11 protein-coding genes are annotated in these 21,502 nt (G+C 39.9%); 8 read left to right on the forward strand and 3 right to left on the reverse strand.

The window, feature by feature from the left end; genetic code table 11:
* Positions 1 to 54: 54 nt before the first annotated feature.
* From hemA to J0L69_03940, 7 genes are all read left to right on the forward strand, one after another.
* Positions 55 to 1,236 carry a glutamyl-tRNA reductase gene (gene hemA, locus J0L69_03910; protein ID MBN8692315.1) on the forward strand — a complete coding sequence of 394 codons (1,182 nt, stop codon included), beginning with the start codon at positions 55 to 57 and terminating at the stop codon, positions 1,234 to 1,236.
* 1 nt (position 1,237) lies between these two features.
* Positions 1,238 to 2,818, forward strand: coding sequence for a hydroxymethylbilane synthase (gene hemC, locus J0L69_03915; GenBank protein ID MBN8692316.1), 1,581 nt, complete (start codon positions 1,238 to 1,240; stop codon positions 2,816 to 2,818).
* A 19-nt stretch (positions 2,819 to 2,837) separates the two neighbouring features.
* Entirely contained in the window at positions 2,838 to 3,518 is a 681-nt protein-coding gene (locus tag J0L69_03920) for a hypothetical protein (GenBank protein ID MBN8692317.1), read from the forward strand.
* Positions 3,515 to 4,486 (forward strand): porphobilinogen synthase, encoded by a 972-nt coding sequence (gene hemB, locus J0L69_03925; protein ID MBN8692318.1) that lies wholly within the window; start codon positions 3,515 to 3,517, stop codon positions 4,484 to 4,486. Before J0L69_03920 ends, hemB begins: the two co-directional genes overlap by 4 nt.
* On the forward strand, positions 4,487 to 5,020 hold the full coding sequence (locus tag J0L69_03930) for a shikimate kinase (GenBank protein MBN8692319.1): 534 nt from the start codon (positions 4,487 to 4,489) through the stop codon (positions 5,018 to 5,020).
* Positions 5,004 to 5,933, forward strand: coding sequence for a hypothetical protein (locus tag J0L69_03935; GenBank protein ID MBN8692320.1), 930 nt, complete (start codon positions 5,004 to 5,006; stop codon positions 5,931 to 5,933). Before J0L69_03930 ends, J0L69_03935 begins: the two co-directional genes overlap by 17 nt.
* A 160-nt stretch (positions 5,934 to 6,093) precedes the next feature.
* On the forward strand, positions 6,094 to 15,525 hold the full coding sequence (locus tag J0L69_03940) for a gliding motility-associated C-terminal domain-containing protein (GenBank protein MBN8692321.1): 9,432 nt from the start codon (positions 6,094 to 6,096) through the stop codon (positions 15,523 to 15,525).
* Positions 15,526 to 15,569: 44 nt separating this feature from the next.
* Here J0L69_03940 and J0L69_03945 read toward each other — a convergent pair whose 3' ends face one another.
* The 3 genes from J0L69_03945 to lepA form a co-directional block, all read right to left on the reverse strand.
* Positions 15,570 to 17,147 (reverse strand): FAD-binding protein, encoded by a 1,578-nt coding sequence (locus J0L69_03945; GenBank protein ID MBN8692322.1) that lies wholly within the window; start codon positions 17,145 to 17,147, stop codon positions 15,570 to 15,572.
* Positions 17,148 to 17,378: 231 nt separating this feature from the next.
* On the reverse strand, positions 17,379 to 18,134 hold the full coding sequence (locus J0L69_03950) for a hypothetical protein (protein MBN8692323.1): 756 nt from the start codon (positions 18,132 to 18,134) through the stop codon (positions 17,379 to 17,381).
* A 36-nt stretch (positions 18,135 to 18,170) separates the two neighbouring features.
* Positions 18,171 to 19,961: an elongation factor 4 gene (lepA, locus tag J0L69_03955; GenBank protein ID MBN8692324.1), complete on the reverse strand. Its 1,791-nt coding sequence runs from the start codon at positions 19,959 to 19,961 to the stop codon at positions 18,171 to 18,173.
* Positions 19,962 to 20,059: 98 nt separating this feature from the next.
* Between lepA and asnS the strand changes: the two genes are divergently transcribed.
* Positions 20,060 to 21,493, forward strand: coding sequence for an asparagine--tRNA ligase (asnS, locus tag J0L69_03960; GenBank protein MBN8692325.1), 1,434 nt, complete (start codon positions 20,060 to 20,062; stop codon positions 21,491 to 21,493).
* Positions 21,494 to 21,502: the final 9 nt, after the last annotated feature.

Consider the following 21,502-nt stretch of genomic DNA (forward strand, 5'->3'; position numbering starts at 1 on the left):
TGTACCCGGTTGAACGCCTTTAAAGTCATATCCTTTAATCATCGCAATTTTCCTTTGGAAAAGTTAGCCCTTCTGCATTTAAATGAAGAGGCGCAAAGTCTGTTTTTAGGTAAACTAAAAGTTAATTTCAACTTCGATGAATTATTGCACTTAAGCACCTGCAACCGTGTCGAATTTTTTGTTTGTACGGATACTTTGTTGAACGAAACAACTATTCAAAATATTTTGAAGTTTGTTAATCCGCAATTATCTGTTTCAGATTTAAAACAATTTGCTTCTTCTGCTGAATTGTTTGAAGGGGATGAGGCAATCAATCACGTATTCGAATTAGCTTCCTCTTTAAAGTCTTTAGTAGTTGGCGAGCGCGAAATCATCACTCAAGTACGTAAAGCGTATGAATTATGTAATGGCTTAAATCTTACCGGTGATTTTACTCGTTTATTAGTGAAACAAACCATCGAAACAGCAAAAGAAGTTTTTACAAATACCGATATAGCAAAAAATCCTGTATCAGTTGTTTCATTAGCTTACCGTCAACTTCGCGATTTGGGAATAAAGAACGAAGCAAAAATTATCATGGTGGGTTCAGGAGAAACTAACACCAATATGGCAAACTATTTACAAAAACATAAGTACGCTAATTTTACCATATTTAACAGAACGCTTTCAAACGCCGAAACATTAGCACAAAAATTAAATGCCACGGCTTTTTCTTTAAACGATTTAACTACTTACAATAAAGGATTTGATGTACTCATTACGTGTACAGGTTCTACAGAACCAGTAATAACTGATTCAGTTTATCAAACAATAAAAGCAGGCGATAACACTAAAAAAGTAATTATCGATTTGGCTTTACCTGCTGACGTCGATAAACAAGTGATTGAAAATAATAACATCCATTATATCGATATTAATTCACTTAAATCTCAGGCTGAAAAAAATCTTGACTTGAGAAAAGGTGAAGTGGATAAATGCCGCGCTATTATTAAAACTAAACTCGAAGAATTCATTTCACTTTACAATGAGCGCAAAATTGAATTAGCATTCGGTGAAATTCCAAAACAAGTAAAGGCCATTAAGGAATTGGCTATGAATGAAGTTTTTTCAAAGGAAATTAATTCGCTCGATGATAAAAGCAAAGAAGTGCTTGATAAAGTTTTAAATTACGTAGAGAAAAAATACAATGCCGTGGCCATGAAAACGGCGAAAGAAGTACTGCTAAGTAAAGATTAGAATGAAAATTATTATCGGTACGCGAGGAAGCGAATTAGCACTTTGGCAGGCCAATTACACAAAAAATTTATTGGAGAAAAAAGGTTGCGAAGTAGAACTGAAAATCATCAGTACTTCAGGCGATCGAACGCAACAATGGAATACCAGTTTTGATAAGCTGGAAGGAAAAGGATTTTTTACGAAGGAATTAGAAGAAGAATTGCTCGCAGGTACAATTGATTTAGCCGTGCATTCACATAAAGATTTACCTACTACTAATCCCGACGGACTAATTATTGCAGGAGTATCTCACCGTGAAGATCCTTCTGAATTATTGTTGATTCGAAAGGACGCGGTGGATGATAATAAAAAATTTAATTTAAAGGATAAGGCACTGGTTGGTACATCATCGGCTCGTCGTAAATCTCAGTTATTAGCTTTCCGGCCGGATGTAGAATTGAAAGATTTGAGAGGGAATGTTCCCACTCGCATTAAAAAGTTGGCGGAAAAACAATACGATGCTATTCTGTTAGCAGCGGCGGGTGTAGAACGTTTAGGAATTGATCTCAATGAATTTCATGTCGAACGTTTATCGCCCACCGAATTCATTCCTGCTCCTGCGCAAGGTGTTTTAGCTTGGCAGATAAAAGAGAATAATAATAAATTACTCGATCTGATTGACGAGATAAATGATTTGGATGTTTTAATCCGTATCAACATCGAACGCCGTGTATTAAATTTATTTGACGGTGGTTGTCAGTTACCCCTCGGTGTGTATTGTGAAACTGAAAAAGATGATGAAGACCGTTTCAAATTTAAAACCTGGGTTAGTATTGCTTCGTCGTGGAATGCAATGCCAAAACAACTTTATTTTGAAACGTATAATACGGATGGTTTCTCCGATAAAATAGTTGATCACATTCAATCTCTTCAGGCAAAGAAAGTTTTTATAACACGTCAGGTGAACGATAAAGATTTTTTACCTCGTGCTTTAAGCGGAATTGGTTATGGCTTGGTAGCAAAGAGTTTAATAGAGTTTAAACAAATTTCCCTTAAGGAATTACCACAAACGGAGTGGTTATTTTTCAGCAGTAAGCATGCTGTGCGGTATTTCTTTAACCAAAAACCTTCTCTTGGAAAAGTAAAAATCGGTTGTGTAGGTAAAGCTACTTCAGATGAATTGAGAAAATTTGGTTTGCGCGCTGATTTTATCGGACAAAGCACGGATACAAAATTAATCGGTAAGCAATTTGCTGCCAAAGTTGGAAACACCAAGGTTTTATTTCCAATTGCCAAGGATAGTTTGATGAGTATACAAAACCAATTTCCTAAGAGGGAAAATGCAATAAGTATTCCCGTGTATGCAACATTAAAGCATAGTGTAGAAATTGATCCTTCAACGCACATCATCATTTTTACGAGTCCTAGTAATGTTGATGCGTATTTCGAAAAAAATAAATTAAGCAGCACTCAATTTGCAGTCGCCATGGGCGATGCGACTAAGAATGCGCTTGTGAAAAAGGGAGTGAAAGAAACACAAATCACTACAACGACTTCATTCGATGATCTTGGTTTATTCCGCGCCGTTTTGAACTTTAACTAATTTTTTGCATTTTTAAACAATGGTCCCTTTCCAAAATCCAAGCATTGAACTTTTTGGTTTAAGAATTGATGAACCCATTACTGTTCTAACAGATATGATGGTGGCCACTGTTGGTTTTATCGCGTATTTTAACACGAATTCTTCATCTAACTCACGAGCAGTTCAATTATACAGGTACTTTTTTTTATTTACCGCGTTGTCAACTCTTGTCGCAGGATTTATCGGACATGCATTTGCCTACAAAGTGGGATTCGAGTGGCGGATGATTGGTTGGTTGTTTGGTGTTGCAGGTGTCGCTTTCGCTCAATTTGCGGTTCTTCATCATACAACAGATAGTATTGGTAAAAAAGCATATTCAGCGCTTCGCATTTTTAATATTATCGAATTGGTCATCATTGTTTTTGTACTGGCTTTTTATCGAACTTTTGTAATTGTAGAAATACAAGCTGCCATTGGTTTAGTGTTGATGGTATTGATTTTGGAAATCATTCATTACAATAAAACAAAATCCGGTTTCAGTATGGGATTAATTATTGGTATCGGCATTACCATATTGGCAGTTGTAAGTCATGTTGCTAAACTCGCTATTTCCAATTGGTTTAACCACATGGATCTTGGTCATGTATTAATGGCAATTTCATTGTATGTAATGTATAGAGGATTACAATCCGAACAAAAACTTAATCCGGTAACAATATGATAACACATCGTCCGCGCCGCAATCGCAAAAGCGAAGTAATACGAAAATTAGTGCAGGAAAATGAAGTAACGGTAAACGATTTTATTTTTCCACTTTTTCTAATCGATGGAAAAAATAAAAAATCGGAAGTTGCTTCCATGCCGGGAATATTCAGATTTTCATCTGATTTATTATTAAAGGAAATTGAGTCATGTTTAAATTTGGGGATTAATACATTTGCTTTATTCCCTAACATCGAAGAAAAATTAAAAGACAAGAAAGCCACTGAGAGTTGGAATAAAAAGGGATTGTATTTGCGTACCTTAACTGAGGTTAAGAAAAAATTTCCGGAGGCTGTTATCATGACGGATGTTGCTATGGATCCATATAGCAGCGACGGGCACGATGGTATAGTTAAGAACGGAGAAATATTAAATGATGAAACATTGGAGGTGCTTGGAAAGATGGCACTTGCTCAAGCTCAATGCGGAGCGGATATCATTGGTCCCAGTGACATGATGGATGGACGCGTGGCACACCTGCGCGATGTGTTAGATGACAATGGATTTACGAATGTGTCTATTATGAGTTATACGGCTAAGTATGCCAGCGCATTTTATGGACCGTTCAGAGATGCGTTGGACAGTGCTCCTAAATTTGGTGATAAAAAAACCTATCAAATGAATCCTGCAAATAGTAAGGAAGCTTTATTAGAGGCAGAATTAGATTTTTCTGAGGGAGCGGATTTTTTAATGGTAAAGCCGGCACTATCATATTTGGATATTATTAAATCATTAAACGATAATTTTGTATTACCAATTGCTGCATATAATGTTAGTGGTGAATATGCTATGGTGAAGGCAGCGGCACAAAAGGGATGGATTGATAATAAAAAAATTCGCGATGAAATTTTACTTAGTATAAAACGCGCCGGAGCTTCTGTTATACTTACTTACTTCGCCAAAGAATGGGCCTTAGACCATAAATAAATGGAGATACCAAAAAAAATATTCATCATGGGCTTTATGGGTTGTGGGAAATCAACGCATGGAAAGAAATTAGCCAAAGCATTAAACCGACCTTTCGTTGATTTGGATCATTATATCGAACGTAAGGAAGATAAATCTATTCCTGAAATTTTTAAGCACAAAGGCGAAGAATATTTCAGAGCAAAGGAAAGCGAATACTTAGAGCAAGTTGTTCGTCGCTATGATAGTTCGGTAATTTCTTTAGGTGGTGGGACACCTTGTTTCAATAACAATGATGAGTTTATTTTTAAATCCGGCTTAGCAATTTATGTGAGTATGCCACCCGAGGCATTATTACATCGCTTAAGTCAGTCGGAAAATAAGCGGCCTTTACTTACCGGCAAAAATGAGGAGGAAAATCTGGCGATTATAAAATCCTTGCTTCAGCAAAGGGAAAGCACCTATGAAAAAGCGCCAATAAAAGTTAAGGGCATTGATCTTACTACCGAAAAAATTCTGGAAGAATTATCTTTGTTTATTGGTAAGAGTCAGTAAATATCCAATTGTTTTTCTATACTTTTTATTCTTAGAACACTTTTCTTTTGCCCAATTTTATCGTGCTGAAAATTTCGGTTTAGCAGTTGGCGCTTCCATTTCAGTCGGAAATAAAGTACAACGAATCGGTATTAATCTTAATGCCTACTATTATTATGATTTTGCCCAGGTAAATGCAGAAGTTCGGTTATATCATTATTTGAAAAACCTTGGACCATCTATTGAACATAACGAAGCTGTAGTGTCCGGAGGGTTAGTTTTGTCAGCAGGAAAGAAACAAGATTTTTTTAATCCTTTTGTTAATGTGTATTCAAATCAAACCAATCGGAAATACAGCATTGCCTATGCTTACAATGCGTACTTCAATAAAATAAAAACAAAGCAACAAACCGGAATTATTGCCTTGCAATTCGATGCTGTTTCATTGATATCTGAAAATGACTTATATGCACGGCCAACGCTTGATCGTTTTCGAACCGGAGCATTTTTAATTCAATACCAATATCAAAATATTTTTCAGGCTGCTATTAATTGCACCATGTGGACCGGACAAATGGGTAATGCGGTGAGAGATGATAAAACATTTCCGCATATTGGTTACATGGATACAATTGGTGGCGTGTATACAAACTATTCGCACGGATTACTAAGCGCTCAAGTGAAAGCAAATATTGGTTACGCGCAGAATGTTCAGGCAAACATCGGAATTGATGCGGAGCACGTGAGAAATTTTGTTCAAAACAGGTTGTTTCATGATATGATTTTTATTCCAAGAAAATGGTTCACACCTATCAATTGTCACATACCCATGTTAGATGAAAATAACATGCAGTTTTTGTATAAAAAAGACCAAAAAATCAAGCGGCCAACCGTTTATTGGAATGCTGCCAGTAACTCTTCAGCGTTCTATTAATTACCTGAAAATGAGCCGCCGATTTCCTGTAATGGTCTCCCTTTCGAGCGTAACTCAGCCCCCATTGAGCTAAATACACCTATAAATTAGCCTATAATCTTACTTGTTTAAAGCTATTTTCTATATTAGAGTGTTATACATTTAGAAATCCCCTCTCCCCATGAGAAAATTATATTTCTTCCTAGTGTCTTTTGCTGCGATACTATTCGCTTATCAAATAAAGGCGCAAACATTTGCTGCACCATGCCCGAACAGTTTGGTATATATGCATACAAGTCCAATCCAGGTTTATAATACCAGTTTACCATTGGGCGCAGGAAATCCAAGCAACACCGGAATACCTATTGGTGGAACAGGATTATCTTACGGACCAAACCTTAACGCAGCGTTTCCAAATCCAACGTTTTATACAACTATTGCAGGAAATATGGCTTGGTGGAATGGTACATCTTGGGTTAATACCGGACACTCTATGCCGGTGGTAAACCTTGGTGGTGGAGGTGGAGTAATTTACGGTTTGAATGGGGGAACAGGACAGATTTATGTATACAACGGTACAGGTCCGGCTACTTTGTTAATGACAATTGGAACATTTGGCGGTGGAGGTCCTTATGACGTAGTAGCGGATGGTTGTGGTAATTTTTATATTTTGAAAACAACCACACCTCAATCTATGACCATGTATGGTCCAACAGGAACACAACTTTGTACTTATAACATGACTGGTATGCCAAGTATTTCGGCGGGTGGTGGTTTTGCTATAGTAGGAAATCAAGTAATCGTAAGTAACACCGGTGGTTTATATACAGGAAATATTACAGGAACAACAATCAATTTTACTAATACTAGTACGAATAGTTATGGTGCAGGTGACTTTGCTTCTTGTCCGTTACCATGCGGCCCTTTAACAGCAACAGTAGCGAATACAAGTACAAGTACTCCAATCGGATGTTCCGGCGGTACTGCTAATGTAATGGTAACCTCTACGTTGAGTCCGCTTTCATACACATGGTCTGGCCCCGGTATTGTTAGTGGTGGAAACAGCGCTACTGCGGTTGTAAATCAGTGTGGGGTCTATACGGCGACCGTTAGTAAGACGGGATGTCCGCCTGCATCAACAGTATTAACCACTACTGTTGTTTGTAGCGCAACGCTTACACCAACTTTATCGATTACAAATACACTTTCTTGTACTGCACCATCGGCACAAATTAATGCATTGCCGGGCCCTGCGGGTCACACATACACCTGGACAGGCCCTGGAATTGTTGGTAGTGTAAATGCCAATCCAATTACGGCTAACGTTGGCGGTGTTTATACGGCAACAGTTTTGAATACAACAACTAACTGTCGTGGGACAATGACAATAAATCTCCCGGCAAACTTTACTCCTCCAACATTGACTGTTGCACCTACAGCAACATCCGTGTGTCTGGGGGGCTCGGCCAATCTTAGTGTTGGAGGAGCAACATCTTACACATGGTCGCCCGGCGCAAGTTTAAATACTACTAGCGGATCGGCGGTTGTAGCCACACCCGGAACAACAACAACATATACAGTTAAAGGAGCGGTTGGTACATGTACAAATCAAACAACGGTTGTCGTTACAATAAATCCTCAACCAACAGCAATTTTAACACCAAGTAATGCAAGTTGCGGATTTAATAATGGAAGCATTGTGATTAGCAATACAAGTGTCGGGCAAACAGTAACCGGTTATTCTGTGAATGGTGTTGGTGTGGCTACGCAAACTGTTACAGGTTTGGCTGCCGGAAACTATACTATCACTTTGATAAACAACTTTGGTTGTCGCTCTACATTTACAACTAGTATAACGAATAGCCCTCCAATTACAGCATTGGCAACAACTTCTATTAATCCAACATGTGGTTTAAGTAATGGAAGTATTTCTTTAGGTGTTGTTACAGGCGGAACACCAAGCTATTCTTACAATGTAAATGGCGGACCATACTCAACCACACCTCCTTTAACTAATTTACCGGCGGGTAGCTATGTGATTGGGGTTATTGATTCGAGAGGTTGTGTATTTTCAAAAACTGTAACATTAACTAATTCGCCCGGCCCAAGTTCTATAACGTTCACCACCTCTCCGACAGCCTGTGTAGGTTCAACGGGAGGATTCACTGTAACGAATGTAACAGGTGGTACTCCGGCGTATACATATTCAGTAAACGGAGCCGCAACAGGCAGTATCGTTACCGGTTTGCCGGCAGGAGCTCATAATGTAATTGTACGCGACGTAAATGGCTGTACACTTACCGCGAATTTTAATATTACCATGGTTACAGGTCCGGTTTCGATTACAACGGCAACTACTAGCGCAACCTGCGGTAACGCCAATGGAACCGCAACCGTAACAAATGTAACCGGCGGAACTGGTCCGTATTCCTATTCATTTAATGGTGGGCCTTTCGGTGGTAATAGCATTACTGGATTAGCGGCAGGTATTCATAATGTTGTGATACGTGATGTAAATAGCTGTACGCTGTCAATAAACTTCAATATTAGTAATACAGGAAGTCCGGTTGCAAGTATTGGCGCTTCTGCCAATATTCCATGTTTTGGCGGCACAACGGGAAGCTTTACTGTTAATACAGTGGGTGGATTGCCGGCTTATGGTTATACGTTATCCCCGGGTGGAGCCACTAACGGTATTGGTATTTTTACAGGTTTAACTGCGCAACCTTATACGGTAACTGTAAAGGATGCTGCAGGTTGTGTAACAACTACTACTGTAAATATTACACAGCCACCGGTATTAACTTTGACTTTAACCCCAACGAATATTTTATGTAACGCAGGTACTAACGGTTCTATTACCGCGGCATCTGGTGGAGGTACGCTTCCTTATAACTATTCAATTAATGGAGGGCCATTCCAAATAGGTTCGAGCTTCACAGGGCTAAGCGCGGGAACGTATACGGTAGTTGTACGTGATAATAATAACTGTACGGTACAACAAGTAGTTACCTTAACTCAACCGCCGGCTCTTGCATTAAGTTTTACAACTACGCCAAATACCTGCGTGGGCGCTGCAGGAAGTGTAACGATAGGTGTTACCGGTGGTACTGCGGCCTATAACTATTCAGTAAACGGAACTGCATCCGGCTCAACTGCAACAGGATTGCCTTCCGGTGTTCAAACCGCACAGGTGACGGATGCGAATGGTTGCGCCATTACCGGAACATTTAATATCGGAATCATTACCGGTCCTGCTTCTGCAACAGTTAATACCTCTAACGCTACTTGCGGTAACGCGAATGGTAGTGCTACAGTATCGGCTGTTACCGGAGGCTTGGCACCGTATCAATACTCATTTAATGGCGGTCCGTTTGGGGCAAACAGTATAAGTGGATTATCAGCAGGTTCACATACGGTAATTGTACGCGATGCAAATAGCTGTACGCTCACCGTTAGTTTCAATATTAACAATACAGGTAGTCCAACTTCTACTGTTGCTGGTACATCAAGTGTAAGTTGTTTTGGTGGGGCTAATGGTAGTTTTACAATAAATACTACGGGCGGATCACCAGGTTATAGTTATACTGTAACACCGGGAGGTTTAACAAACACCAGCGGTGTGTTCACCGGATTAACTGCGCAAAATTATAATGTTAACATTAGTGATGCAGTAGGTTGTGTTACTTCAGCAACCTTAACAATTATTCAACCTACGCCGGTTACATTAACAATAACACCTTCCAATGTATTATGTAATGCAGGAAATACAGGATCAATTAGCTCGGTTGCTAGTGGAGGAATTCCGGGTTATAATTATTCAATCAATGGAGGTCCGTTCCAGGCGAGTGCTAACTTCACAGGTTTAACAGCAGGAACATATACTGTAATAGTTCGTGATAATAATAACTGTACTGCTCAACAAACTGCAGTCATCACACAACCAACACCATTAGCAATTACTTTCACCACGGCACCTAATTCATGTGCAGGTTCAGTAGGAAGTGTAACCATTGGTGTAAACGGCGGAACTCCGGTTTATAGTTTTTCAGTTAACTCTCTTTCTTCATCTAATACGGCAACAGGTTTAGCAAGCGGTGTTCAAAATGCGCAAGTTTCCGATGCAAATGGTTGTATTATTACCGGCACATTTAATATCGCGAACATTACCGGTCCGGCAACGGCAAGTGTATCTACCACGAATGCAAATTGCGGTAACGCTAACGGAAGCGCTACAGTAACAGGCGTAACCGGTGGTACTGCTCCTTATCAATATTCATTTAATGGCAGTCCCTTTAGTACCAATACTTTTGTGGCTGGCCAATTAGCAGGAACGTATCCTTTAACGGTATTGGACGCTAACAGTTGTACATTAACAGTTAACTACACAATTGGAAATACAGGAAGTCCTGTTGCTTTAATCGGCGGACAAACCGCTGTAAGTTGTTTTAACGGAAGTAATGGAAGCTTTACAGTGAATACTTCCGGTGGAACACCGGGATATAGTTATACGTTAACGCCAGGAAATATAACCAGCGGTTCTGGTGTGTTTACGAATTTAACGTCTCAGCCATATACTGTTTTGGTTAAAGACGCGGCAGGTTGTGTAACAACAACTACAGTAAACATCAACCAACCTACGCAATTAACTTTAAGCTTAACTTCAAATCCAACTAGCTGTAATGCCGGAACTAACGGTTCTGTACTTGCGGCAGGCTCGGGCGGAACAGGTCCTTATAATTATTCATTAAACGGAGGGCCATTCCAAACTTCTACAACATTCACCGGTCAGGGCGCAGGTATTTACAATATAACGGTAAGTGACGCAAACGGATGTACTTTAACTCAATCTGTTCAAGTAACGCAACCTACAGCTATTACCGCAACTGTAAGTTCTACGAATGCGAATTGTACTGCAGCCAATGGTACTGCATCAGTATCGGCATCAGGCGGTACGCCGGTTTATACATTTAACTGGAGTGGTGGAGGTGGAAACAACGCGCAATCGAACCCTCTTGTAGCAGGAACTTATACAGTAACAATTACCGATGCTAATTCTTGTACAACTACTGCGGTGGGTGTGATTGGCGTAACACCGGGAGGAACGGCAGTAATTTCAGCGAGTGTAAATCCAAGTTGCGCAGGCTTCACCAATGGAAGTATGACAGCTGGCTTTACAGGAGCTATGAGTGCGCCAATCAGCTATAGCTGGAGTAACGGACAAAACACGCAAACAGCAACCAATCTTGGACAAGGAACTTATTCTGTTACATTAACCGATGCCTTTGGATGTACGTCCTCAGTGGCGGGTACGCTAACAGAGCCGGGTCCATTGGATGTATTAACAGGAACAATAGCGGTAAGTTGTTTTGGAGGTAATAACGGATCAGCTACGGCGATTTATAACGGTGGAGGAACACCGCCATTAACTTATTTATGGGCAGCAGGTGGAGCTACCACGGCAACAGCGCCAAATTTACCGGCCGGATCTTATACGGTAACGGTAACAGACTCTAAGGGGTGTATTGCCGTAGCAACAGCTTCCATAACACAGCCAACTTCTGTAACTGTAACCTCAAGCGTAACTACAGCTAATTGTAATCAAGCGAATGGTTCTGCTACCATATCCGCAACAGGCGGAACACCTGGTTATACATATGTATGGAGTACTTCTGCGACTGGTCCGAGCATCAGCAACGCTTTAGCTGGTACGTATACAGTTTCTGTGACGGATGCTAACGGTTGTGTTACCACTGCAGCCGCTTCTATACCAAATCAGGCTGGCCCACAAATGAGTGTGATTAGTCAAACCAATGTAAGTTGTTTTGGCGGTAATAACGGAATTGCAACTACAACAGTAAGTGGTGGTAATGCACCATATATTTATTTATGGAGTAACGGACAAAACACAGGTATCGCCTCAAATTTAACAGCAGGTGTTTATACAGGAACTGTAACAGATGTGAACGGATGTGTTTCTTCTGTAAGTGTAAATATTACTCAACCTCCTGCATTAACAGTTACTGCATCAGGCACAGATCCTTTATGTTTTAATGCAACCAATGGTACAGCCAATGTGGGTGTATTAGGCGGAACACCGGGTTATTCTTATAATTGGGTGCCGTCAGGTTCAACTTTAGCCAACCCTACAGGACTCGGTCCGGGTAATCATATTGTTACTGTAACAGACGCGATGGGTTGCGTAGCTACAACTTCTACAACATTATTGAATCCTGCACAAATGACTTCAGCAATTACATCAACCAATGTTACTTGTTTTGGTGCATGTAACGGTATGGCGGCGGGAACAACATCAAACTCAATCGGCGCAGTTATATTTAATTGGGTGGGTGGTCCAGGACCATTAAGCACGCAAGCGGTAACAAACTTGTGTCCTGGTACCTATACTTTATTTACAACGGATCAAAATGGATGTACTGCAACAGCTTCTGTGATTATTACTCAACCAACACAACTAACGGCCAGCATCTCTGCTACAGGTAATGTAAGTTGTGCAGGTTATACAGATGGATTTGCAACAGTAATGCCTTCAGGTGGAACACCGGGTTATACTTATAACTGGTCGCCATCAGGAGCAACAGCAGCCACATCAAGCAGTCTTGCCGCAGGTAATTACACCGCAACCATTACGGATGCGATGGGTTGTATCACTACTGCAGTAGCAACCATTACGCAGCCAACACCATTACAAGCAACATTAACAAGCACCAATGTAACTTGTAACGGATTAAATAACGGTATCGGTAATTTAGCATACAGCGGTGGAACAGGCCCTTATACCTTCTTATGGTTCCCAACATTAAATAATACACCAAATGTAAATACATTACCTCCGGGAACGCATACCGTTCAGATTACAGACAACTTAGGTTGTGTAACAACACGTACAACAAATATTACACAACCTGCAGCTTTAACTGCAGTGGTGAGCTCAACCAATTCAAACTGTTTACAAGCAAACGGTAGCATGTGTGTAGTAGCAGGTGGTGGAGCAGGTGGATATACTTATCAATGGACCAGCAATCCATTATTTACCAACTCTTGTATTAATGGCGTTAATGCAGGCGCTTACACAGTTACAGTAACGGATGTGAATGGTTGTACGATTTCAGGTGTCGCTTTAATTAATGATATTGCAGGACCAACATTAGTTGTTACAAATACAACGGCGGTAAGTTGTTTTGGTGGAAATAACGGTTCTGCGACTACAAGTATATCAGGTGGTACCGGAACAATTAGTATTCTTTGGTCTTATCTTGCACAAACAACACAAAACGTAAATAATTTACCTGCAGGATTCCACTCTATTACAATAACAGATGCCGCAGGTTGTATCGCAACAGGTTCGGTAAATATTACTCAGCCACCGCAATTAAACAGCGCGATTACAAATGTTACGCATGTAACTTGTAGCGGTGCCAGCAATGGAACTGCAACTATGTTATTGAATGGTGGTACTCTGGGTTACACTTACCTCTGGACTCCTACAGCACAAAGCTCTTCAGTAGCAGTGAGCATGGGTCCTGGTACGTATACATGTTTTGTAACGGATGCAAATGGTTGTCCTACTTCTCAAACCGTAACCATTAATCAACCAAATCCATTGGTGATAAACAGTTTCTCTGTCACTAATTTAACTTGCTTTAATAATAATACAGGACAAATCACTACTAATATAACGGGTGGTACACCTGCCTATACATTAGTTTGGTCGCCAACTCAACCTGGAAATCCTGTGATTACTAATTTAGCTGCGGGAACATATAGTTTATTAGTAACCGATACTAAATCGTGTACAACAAGCGGTGTTTATGTAATCTCTCAGCCTACACAATTATTAAGTTCAGCTACGGCAACTCCTGCTACATGCGGAAATGCAAATGGTAGTGCAACAGTTTCTGTTAGTGGTGGTACACCGGGATATACTTATAACTGGAATACACCTACACCTCAAAACACTTCAGTGGCAACTAACCTAAGTTCTAATAACTGGAATGTTGTAATAACGGATGCTAACGGTTGTGTGATTACGCAATCAGTAAACGTACCAAATGCACCGGGACCAAACTTAACATCTATGACTTTCACAGCGCCGTTGTGTTTTGGTCAGCAGAATGGTTCAATGGCCATCAACTTCTCATCAGGAACAGCGCCATATACATTTATGTGGAATAACCCATCAGCATCTACTACACAAACTGTAAATGGAGTAGGCGCGGGTGTTTATTCAGCTACTGTAACCGATGTGTATGGTTGTACAGTAAGTGGTGTTGTGAATGTAACACAACCAAATATTTTATTGATGAATGTGAGTCCTGACCCAACTATTTGTTATGGACAAGTTGCACAGATTTATGCAGCCGGTAGCGGCGGTACTCCTGCTTATACGTATAGCTGGACACCAAGTTTATCCGGTGGTGGTCCGCATGCATTAACACCAACCGTAACTACATCTTATATGGTATCCTTAACCGATGCGAATGGTTGCGCGACTTCACCAAAAATCATTAATATCAATGTGAAGCCTCAATTATTAGCAGATGGATTCAGTGTAACGAAATGTCATGGTGATAATGCAACATTAACACCAAACATTACAAGTCCTGGTAATGGTGGTCCGTATACTTACAACTGGAGTAATGGTTCAACAGGTTCTGCAACTCAAGTGACAGCAAATTATTTTACAACACCAAACATTTATACAGTATCTATAAATGATGGTTGTACAGTACCGGGTGCTACCGCGCAATTTACGGTGAATGTAAATCCGTTACCGCAAGGAACATTTACATCGGATGTAACAAAAGGTTGTATGCCTCTAACGGTTAACTACACTGCTACTTCAACATCGAATACAGATATTTATACCTGGACATTCGGTGGAGGTAATGGTGGAGGCGGAACAGCAGGAGGCAGTCCGATTACATGGTACTATCCGGAAGCAGGATTCTATAATGTGAGTTTCTCAATCGTAAATCAGTTCGGTTGTAAGAAAGATACATCAGTGATGAATTACATTGAAGTATATCCTAAGCCGATTGCAGAGTTTTTCCCAACACCGCAATCAACATCTATGTTGAATCCGGAAATTCAGTTTACAAACACCTCTACGGGAGCTGTAACGTACTTCTGGGATTTTGGTGATTATAATGCGCCGAATAATAATTCAACTGTAATGCATCCATCGCATGTGTATGATTTAATTGGTGTTTACCAAGTGTATTTGGTGGCAATTAATGATAAAGGTTGTATGGATACTGTTATGCATCATGTAGAAATAACGCCTGATTACGCGATTTATATTCCGAATGCATTTACACCGGATGAAAACGGATTAAATGATGTATTCCAACCAAAAGGTGTTGGTATTGATGAAGAGAATTATGTGATGTATATCTTCGATCGTTGGGGTGAGTTGATCTTTACCAGCGATAATTTCCGTAAAGGTTGGGATGGTACAGTGAAAGGAAGTACAAAGGCAGTTGAAGATGGTGTTTATGTCTACAAAATTATTGTGAGGGATTTAGGAGGCACTGAACATGTTTATGTTGGACATGTCACCTTACTCTCACGATTAAAGAAAGTGCAATAAATTAAAAAGCCCGGGCAAATGTTCGGGCTTTTTTGTTTAAATGATTATTGTGAAGCCTCCGCACATTTCTCTCCATCAATCGCAGCGCTAACAATTCCTCCGGCAAATCCTGCGCCTTCACCGCAAGGAAATAAATTTTCAAGTTGCGGATGCTTTAATGTTTCTCTGTCACGAGGAATACGCACCGGTGTTGAGGTACGGGATTCTACGCCTACAATCACAGCTTCATTGGTTAAATAGCCACGCATTTTATTACCGAAAGATTTAAAACCTTCCTGCAAGCTCGGACCAATTAATCTTCCCAACACTTCATTCATCATTACCGAAGTAATACCCGGCTGATAAGAGCAATCGGGGAGCCTGTTACTTAATTTATTATTCACAAAGTCCTGTAAACGTTGCGCGGGAGCGGTTTGGGTTTTCCCGCCTTTAATCCATGCCGTGTGTTCCAATTGTTTTTGAAATTCCAATCCGGCAAGCGCGCCGTGTTTTTTATATGGCTCAAAATCTTTTAGATCAAATCCAACAACTATGCCGCTATTCGCGTAAGGATTATTTCGTTTACTTGGCGACCAACCATTCGTTACTATTTCCTCCTGGTCGGTGGCGCACGGCGCAATAATACCTCCGGGGCACATGCAAAAAGAATACACACCTCTGCCATTCACCTGCTGCACTAAACTATAACTGGCAGCCGGCAAATAATTTCTTTTTTGCACCACTTCATTCAAACTACCGCAATGATATTGGATGCGGTCAATCAATTCCTGAGGATGTTCGGCGCGCACGCCCATCGCAAATGGTTTCGCTTCAATTAAAATATTCTTCGCGTGCAATAATTCATAAATGTTACGCGCGCTGTGTCCGGTGGCTAATATGATTTTATCGACAGGAAACAATTTTTCTTCTCCGCTTTTAAGATCCAAAACGGTGATTTCTTTCAGTAAGTTTTTATCAGTTTTAAAATCCGTTAATTTATGTTCGAAATGAATTTCTCCTCCGAATTTTAAAATTGTTTCGCGCATGTTGGCGATAATTTTTGGCAATTTATTGGTGCCAATATGAGGATGGGCATCCACTAATATTTCGGGAGATGCTCCATGATAAACGAGAACCTTAAGGATTTTTTCCACATCACCGCGCTTTGTAGAACGTGTGTATAATTTACCATCACTATAAGTTCCTGCACCACCTTCGCCAAAGCAATAATTGCTTTCCGGATTTACAATGTGTTCTTTATTAATGGCTGCTAAATCACGGCGACGGCTTTGCACATCTTTACCACGTTCAAAAATCACAGGCTTTAAACCTAATTCTAAGCAACGGAGTGCAGCAAATAATCCGGCAGGTCCGGCACCAATTATAGTTCGGAGTTCGGAGTTGGGAGTACAGTGTTTGTAATCGGGTGTATAAGAAAATTCAGGAATGCTTTCGTTAATGTAAACATCCACAGTTAAGTTTATTTTAATGTTTCTTCCCCGCGCATCAATGCTGCGTTTTACCGGTTGAATAGAAAATGTGTCGTTAGGATTTAAAGAAAGTTGCGTAGCAATTTCTTCTTTTAAAAGCTGCTCGTTAAATGCTGTTGTTGCAGGCAGCTGCAGTTGAATTGTTTTTTTCATGTTACAAGAAGGGTTTTTATCCCTTAGTTATTCTTTCGTTCGTCATTCCGACCGTAGGGAGGAATCTTTTCAATAGATTTCTCGTTACGCCCTCCTTCTCTACGTTACGGATGCTAAACTCGAAATGACAATTCACAGTAAGCGTCATTCCGACCGTAGGGAGGAATCTGAAAAAAGATTTCTCTTAACTAAAGTTCTCGACTACGCTCGAACTGACACTTACTAATTATTTTACCCCTCAAACGTAAGAGAAAACACGACCATGCGCGAATTCACCTTGTCAACACTCTTTGCAAATATATTGTTATCGCGGTAAATTAAGTTTTTGGTACCATTCATTATTTTTAATTCCATTCCGAATTTAAAATACTGCAAATAAAAATCCACACCGGCACCGGCGCTGTAAATAAAATCATCTCGCTTAATTCGCACGGCATCATCTAATCGGTTGGCATTACTGCTCACGGCTGCCGCTTTTTTATTCGAAGCTAAATCCAAAGCATAAGCCCCCCCGCCAATGACGTAAGCGCCAAAATTACCCATGCGTTTGGATTGTAACTTTAATTCAATCGGAAAAATCAGAAAAGTTGATTCAACACCTTTTACAAATATTTTGGTGCTATCGTGTTTAGCATTTTGCAAGGTGTATTCTAAAGAGCGCGAGCCAAAGCTGATATTGGGTGTAAAGCGCGCGCGTAAATATTCGTGCACGCGAATATCACAAACAATACCTAATGCAAATCCCGGATCGCCCTTGGTGTAAACGCTTCTGATTTTATAACGCACATCATCAATAACAGTATCTGGAAAGGCGGCGTTACTTACGGTATGAATTCTGAAGTCGGTGTGATTGGCAGCAATGGTAAAACCAAAATGCAATTTCCCTTTGTAAAAATTACGGAGATTGGTGCCCATTCCATCACTTTGCTGACTAAAGCTCTGAAGGAAGCCAATCAAAAAAAGCGTTATGAATTTTACTGCTCTCAACTTAATTTATAACGTGTAAATAATGATTTTATTACACTAATCGTTTAGCTTTAACACAGCCATGAAGGCACTTTGCGGAATCTCTACACTACCAACTTGCTTCATGCGCTTTTTACCTTCTTTTTGTTTTTCCAATAATTTACGCTTACGGCTGATATCACCACCATAACATTTCGCAGTTACGTCTTTACGAATCGCGCGAATGGTTTCACGCGCAATAATTTTAGCGCCCACTGCAGCCTGAATAGGAATTTCAAATTGCTGACGCGGGATTAATTCTTTCAATTTTTCGCAAATCTTTTTACCGAATTCATAGGCATTACTGCGATGTATTAAGGCAGATAATGCATCCACTTGCTCGCCATTCAATAAAATATCCAACTTCACTAAATCAGATTGTTTCATGCCTATTGGATGATAATCGAAAGAAGCATAACCTTTAGAGATAGATTTTAATCGGTCGAAGAAATCAAATACAACTTCTCCTAATGGCATTTCAAAAACTAATTCAACGCGATCGGCAGTTAAATAATTTTGAGTAACAATTTGTCCGCGCTTCTCAATACACAAACTCATTACCGGACCAATAAATTCTGATTTAGTAATGATATTTGCTTTTATATAAGGTTCTTCTACATAATCAATGAGTGCAGGATCAGGTAAGTCGCTCGGATTGTTTACCGTTATGACCTCACCGTTAGTTTTGTATGCAATGTAACTTACGTTTGGTACAGTGGTAATAACCGTCATGTTGAACTCACGTTCCAAACGTTCCTGTACAATCTCCATGTGTAACATGCCTAAGAATCCGCAACGGAATCCGAATCCTAATGCCGCAGAACTTTCCGGTTCCCAGGTCAATGAAGCATCATTTAATTGTAACTTCTCCATTGAGTAACGAAGCTCTTCGAAATCTTCAGTATCTACAGGATAAATACCGGCAAATACCATTGGTTTTACATCTTCAAATCCTTTAATTGCTTCTTTACATGGATTTGCAACAGTGGTAATCGTATCACCCACTTTTACCTCACGCGCTTCTTTAATTCCGGAAATAATATAACCTACATCGCCGGTTTTTACGATATCACGAGGTTCTTGTTTTAAACGTAATACACCAATTTCATCGGCATTGTATTCCATGCCTGTATTCACAAATTTTACTTTGTCGCCTTTCTTTAACTGTCCGTTATAAATACGGAAGTAAGCAATAATACCTCTGAAAGAATTAAATACAGAATCAAAAATCAATGCTTGTAATGGACCATTCTCATCACCGCTAGGGGCAGGAATTCTATCTACAATCGCTTCTAAAATTTCATGTACGCCTTGTCCGGTTTTTCCGGAAGCCGACATAATATCTTCGCGCTTGCAACCTAATAAATCTACAATTTGATCTTTTACTAATTCAGGCTCTGCGCTTGGTAAATCTATTTTATTCATGATTGGAATAATTTCCAAATCATGTTCTAAGGCTAAATATAAATTCGAAATAGTTTGTGCTTGTATACCCTGTGCAGCGTCTACAATTAATAAAGCACCTTCGCACGCCGCAATTGAACGCGATACTTCGTAACTAAAGTCAACGTGACCCGGCGTATCAATCAAATTCAAAACATACTTCTCGCCTTTGTACATGTAATCCATTTGAATGGCGTGACTCTTAATGGTAATCCCGCGCTCTTTCTCTAGATCCATGTCATCCAAAACCTGATCTTGCATCTCGCGTTTGCTAATGGTGTTTGTATATTCCAATAGGCGGTCGGCAAGTGTGCTTTTTCCGTGGTCGATATGGGCAATAATGCAAAAGTTCCTGATGTTCTTCATAATGTGCTTAAACTCAAAAAAATAAGAGAGCAAATATACAAATAAAGTGCCTTATATTATCGAAAAATTTTGCACCTTTGTAACCCAAAATTTAAAATATGGCACGTGTTAAAATCAAAGAAATCTTAGGGTTAAGTCCTCAAAATCAGGAAATAACAGTAAAAGGCTGGGTGCGCACCTTTCGTAACAATCAGTTTATTGCGTTGAATGACGGTTCAACCAATAATAATTTACAGGTGGTGGTTGATTTTAATAATACGCCGGAAACAATTTTAAAACGTATTACAACCGGTGCGGCTATTGCGGCTACCGGGACTTTAATTGCATCGCAGGGTAAAGGACAAACCGTTGAATTAGTTGCAAAGTCAGTTGAAATTATTGGCGACAGCGATGCGGAAAAGTATCCGTTGCAGCCAAAGAAACATAGTTTGGAATTTTTACGTGAGATTGCGCATTTGCGTTTTCGTACCAATACATTCGGTGCGGTGTTTCGCATTCGTCATTCTTTAGCGTATGCCATCCACAAGTTTTTCAACGATAAAGGATTTTTGTATTTACATACACCAATCATTACAGCGAGTGATGCGGAAGGTGCCGGCGAAACTTTTCATGTAACAAATTTTGATTTGAATAACATTCCGCGTAATGAGCAAGGTGAAATAAATTACAAAGAAGATTTTTTTGGTAAGTCTACTAATCTAACGGTGAGCGGACAGCTCGAGGGTGAGTTGGGCGCCATGGCTTTTGGAGATATTTATACATTTGGGCCAACTTTCAGAGCGGAAAACTCTAACACCGCACGACATCTTGCTGAGTTCTGGATGATAGAACCTGAAATGGCTTTTTATGATTTAAATGACAATATGGATCTGGCGGAAGAATTATTACACTATGTAATTCGTTACGCGCTGGAGCATAACAAAGAAGATATTGAGTTTTTAACGCAACGTTTATTAGACGAAGAAAAACAAAAGCCACAAAACGAACGCAGCGAAATGAATTTGATGGAGAAATTAAATTTCTGTATCAACAATAAGTTTGAGCGTGTAACGTATACTGAAGCAATTTCTATTTTAAGAGAGAGTAATCATAATAAGAAAAAGAAATTCCAGTATTTAGTAAACGAGTGGGGAGTTGACTTACAAAGTGAGCATGAGCGTTATTTGGTAGAAAAGCATTTCAATAAACCGGTTATCTTAACCGACTATCCAAAAAACATTAAAGCGTTTTACATGCGTCAGAACGACGATGGAAAAACCGTAAGAGCTATGGATATTTTATTCCCTGGTATCGGAGAGATTGTAGGAGGTTCGCAACGTGAAGAGCGTTTGGAATTGTTAGAGCAACGCATGAAGGAGATGAACATTCCTGCAGAAGAATTGAGTTGGTATTTAGACACCAGACGATTTGGATCTTGTCCGCATGCCGGATTTGGTTTGGGTTTTGAGCGATTAGTTTTATTCGTAACGGGCATGACTAATATCCGCGACGTGATTCCATTCCCGAGAACTCCTAAGAATTGTGAATTCTAAGTAAATTTT

Source organism: Bacteroidota bacterium (assembly GCA_017303905.1).
In the GTDB taxonomy this organism is placed as follows: domain Bacteria; phylum Bacteroidota; class Bacteroidia; order B-17B0; family Aurantibacillaceae; genus JAHEYG01.

Excerpts from the sequence above, each read along its gene's own strand:
- asnS (MBN8692325.1), top strand. The coding sequence starts at position 20,060 with ATGGCACGTGTTAAAATCAAAGAAATCTTAGGGTTAAGTCCTCAAAAT.
- J0L69_03945 (MBN8692322.1), bottom strand. The coding sequence starts at position 17,147 with ATGAAAAAAACAATTCAACTGCAGCTGCCTGCAACAACAGCATTTAAC.
- hemB (MBN8692318.1), top strand. The coding sequence starts at position 3,515 with ATGATAACACATCGTCCGCGCCGCAATCGCAAAAGCGAAGTAATACGA.
- lepA (MBN8692324.1), bottom strand. The coding sequence starts at position 19,961 with ATGAAGAACATCAGGAACTTTTGCATTATTGCCCATATCGACCACGGA.
- J0L69_03930 (MBN8692319.1), top strand. The coding sequence starts at position 4,487 with ATGGAGATACCAAAAAAAATATTCATCATGGGCTTTATGGGTTGTGGG.
- J0L69_03920 (MBN8692317.1), top strand. The coding sequence starts at position 2,838 with ATGGTCCCTTTCCAAAATCCAAGCATTGAACTTTTTGGTTTAAGAATT.
- hemC (MBN8692316.1), top strand. The coding sequence starts at position 1,238 with ATGAAAATTATTATCGGTACGCGAGGAAGCGAATTAGCACTTTGGCAG.
- J0L69_03940 (MBN8692321.1), top strand. The coding sequence starts at position 6,094 with ATGAGAAAATTATATTTCTTCCTAGTGTCTTTTGCTGCGATACTATTC.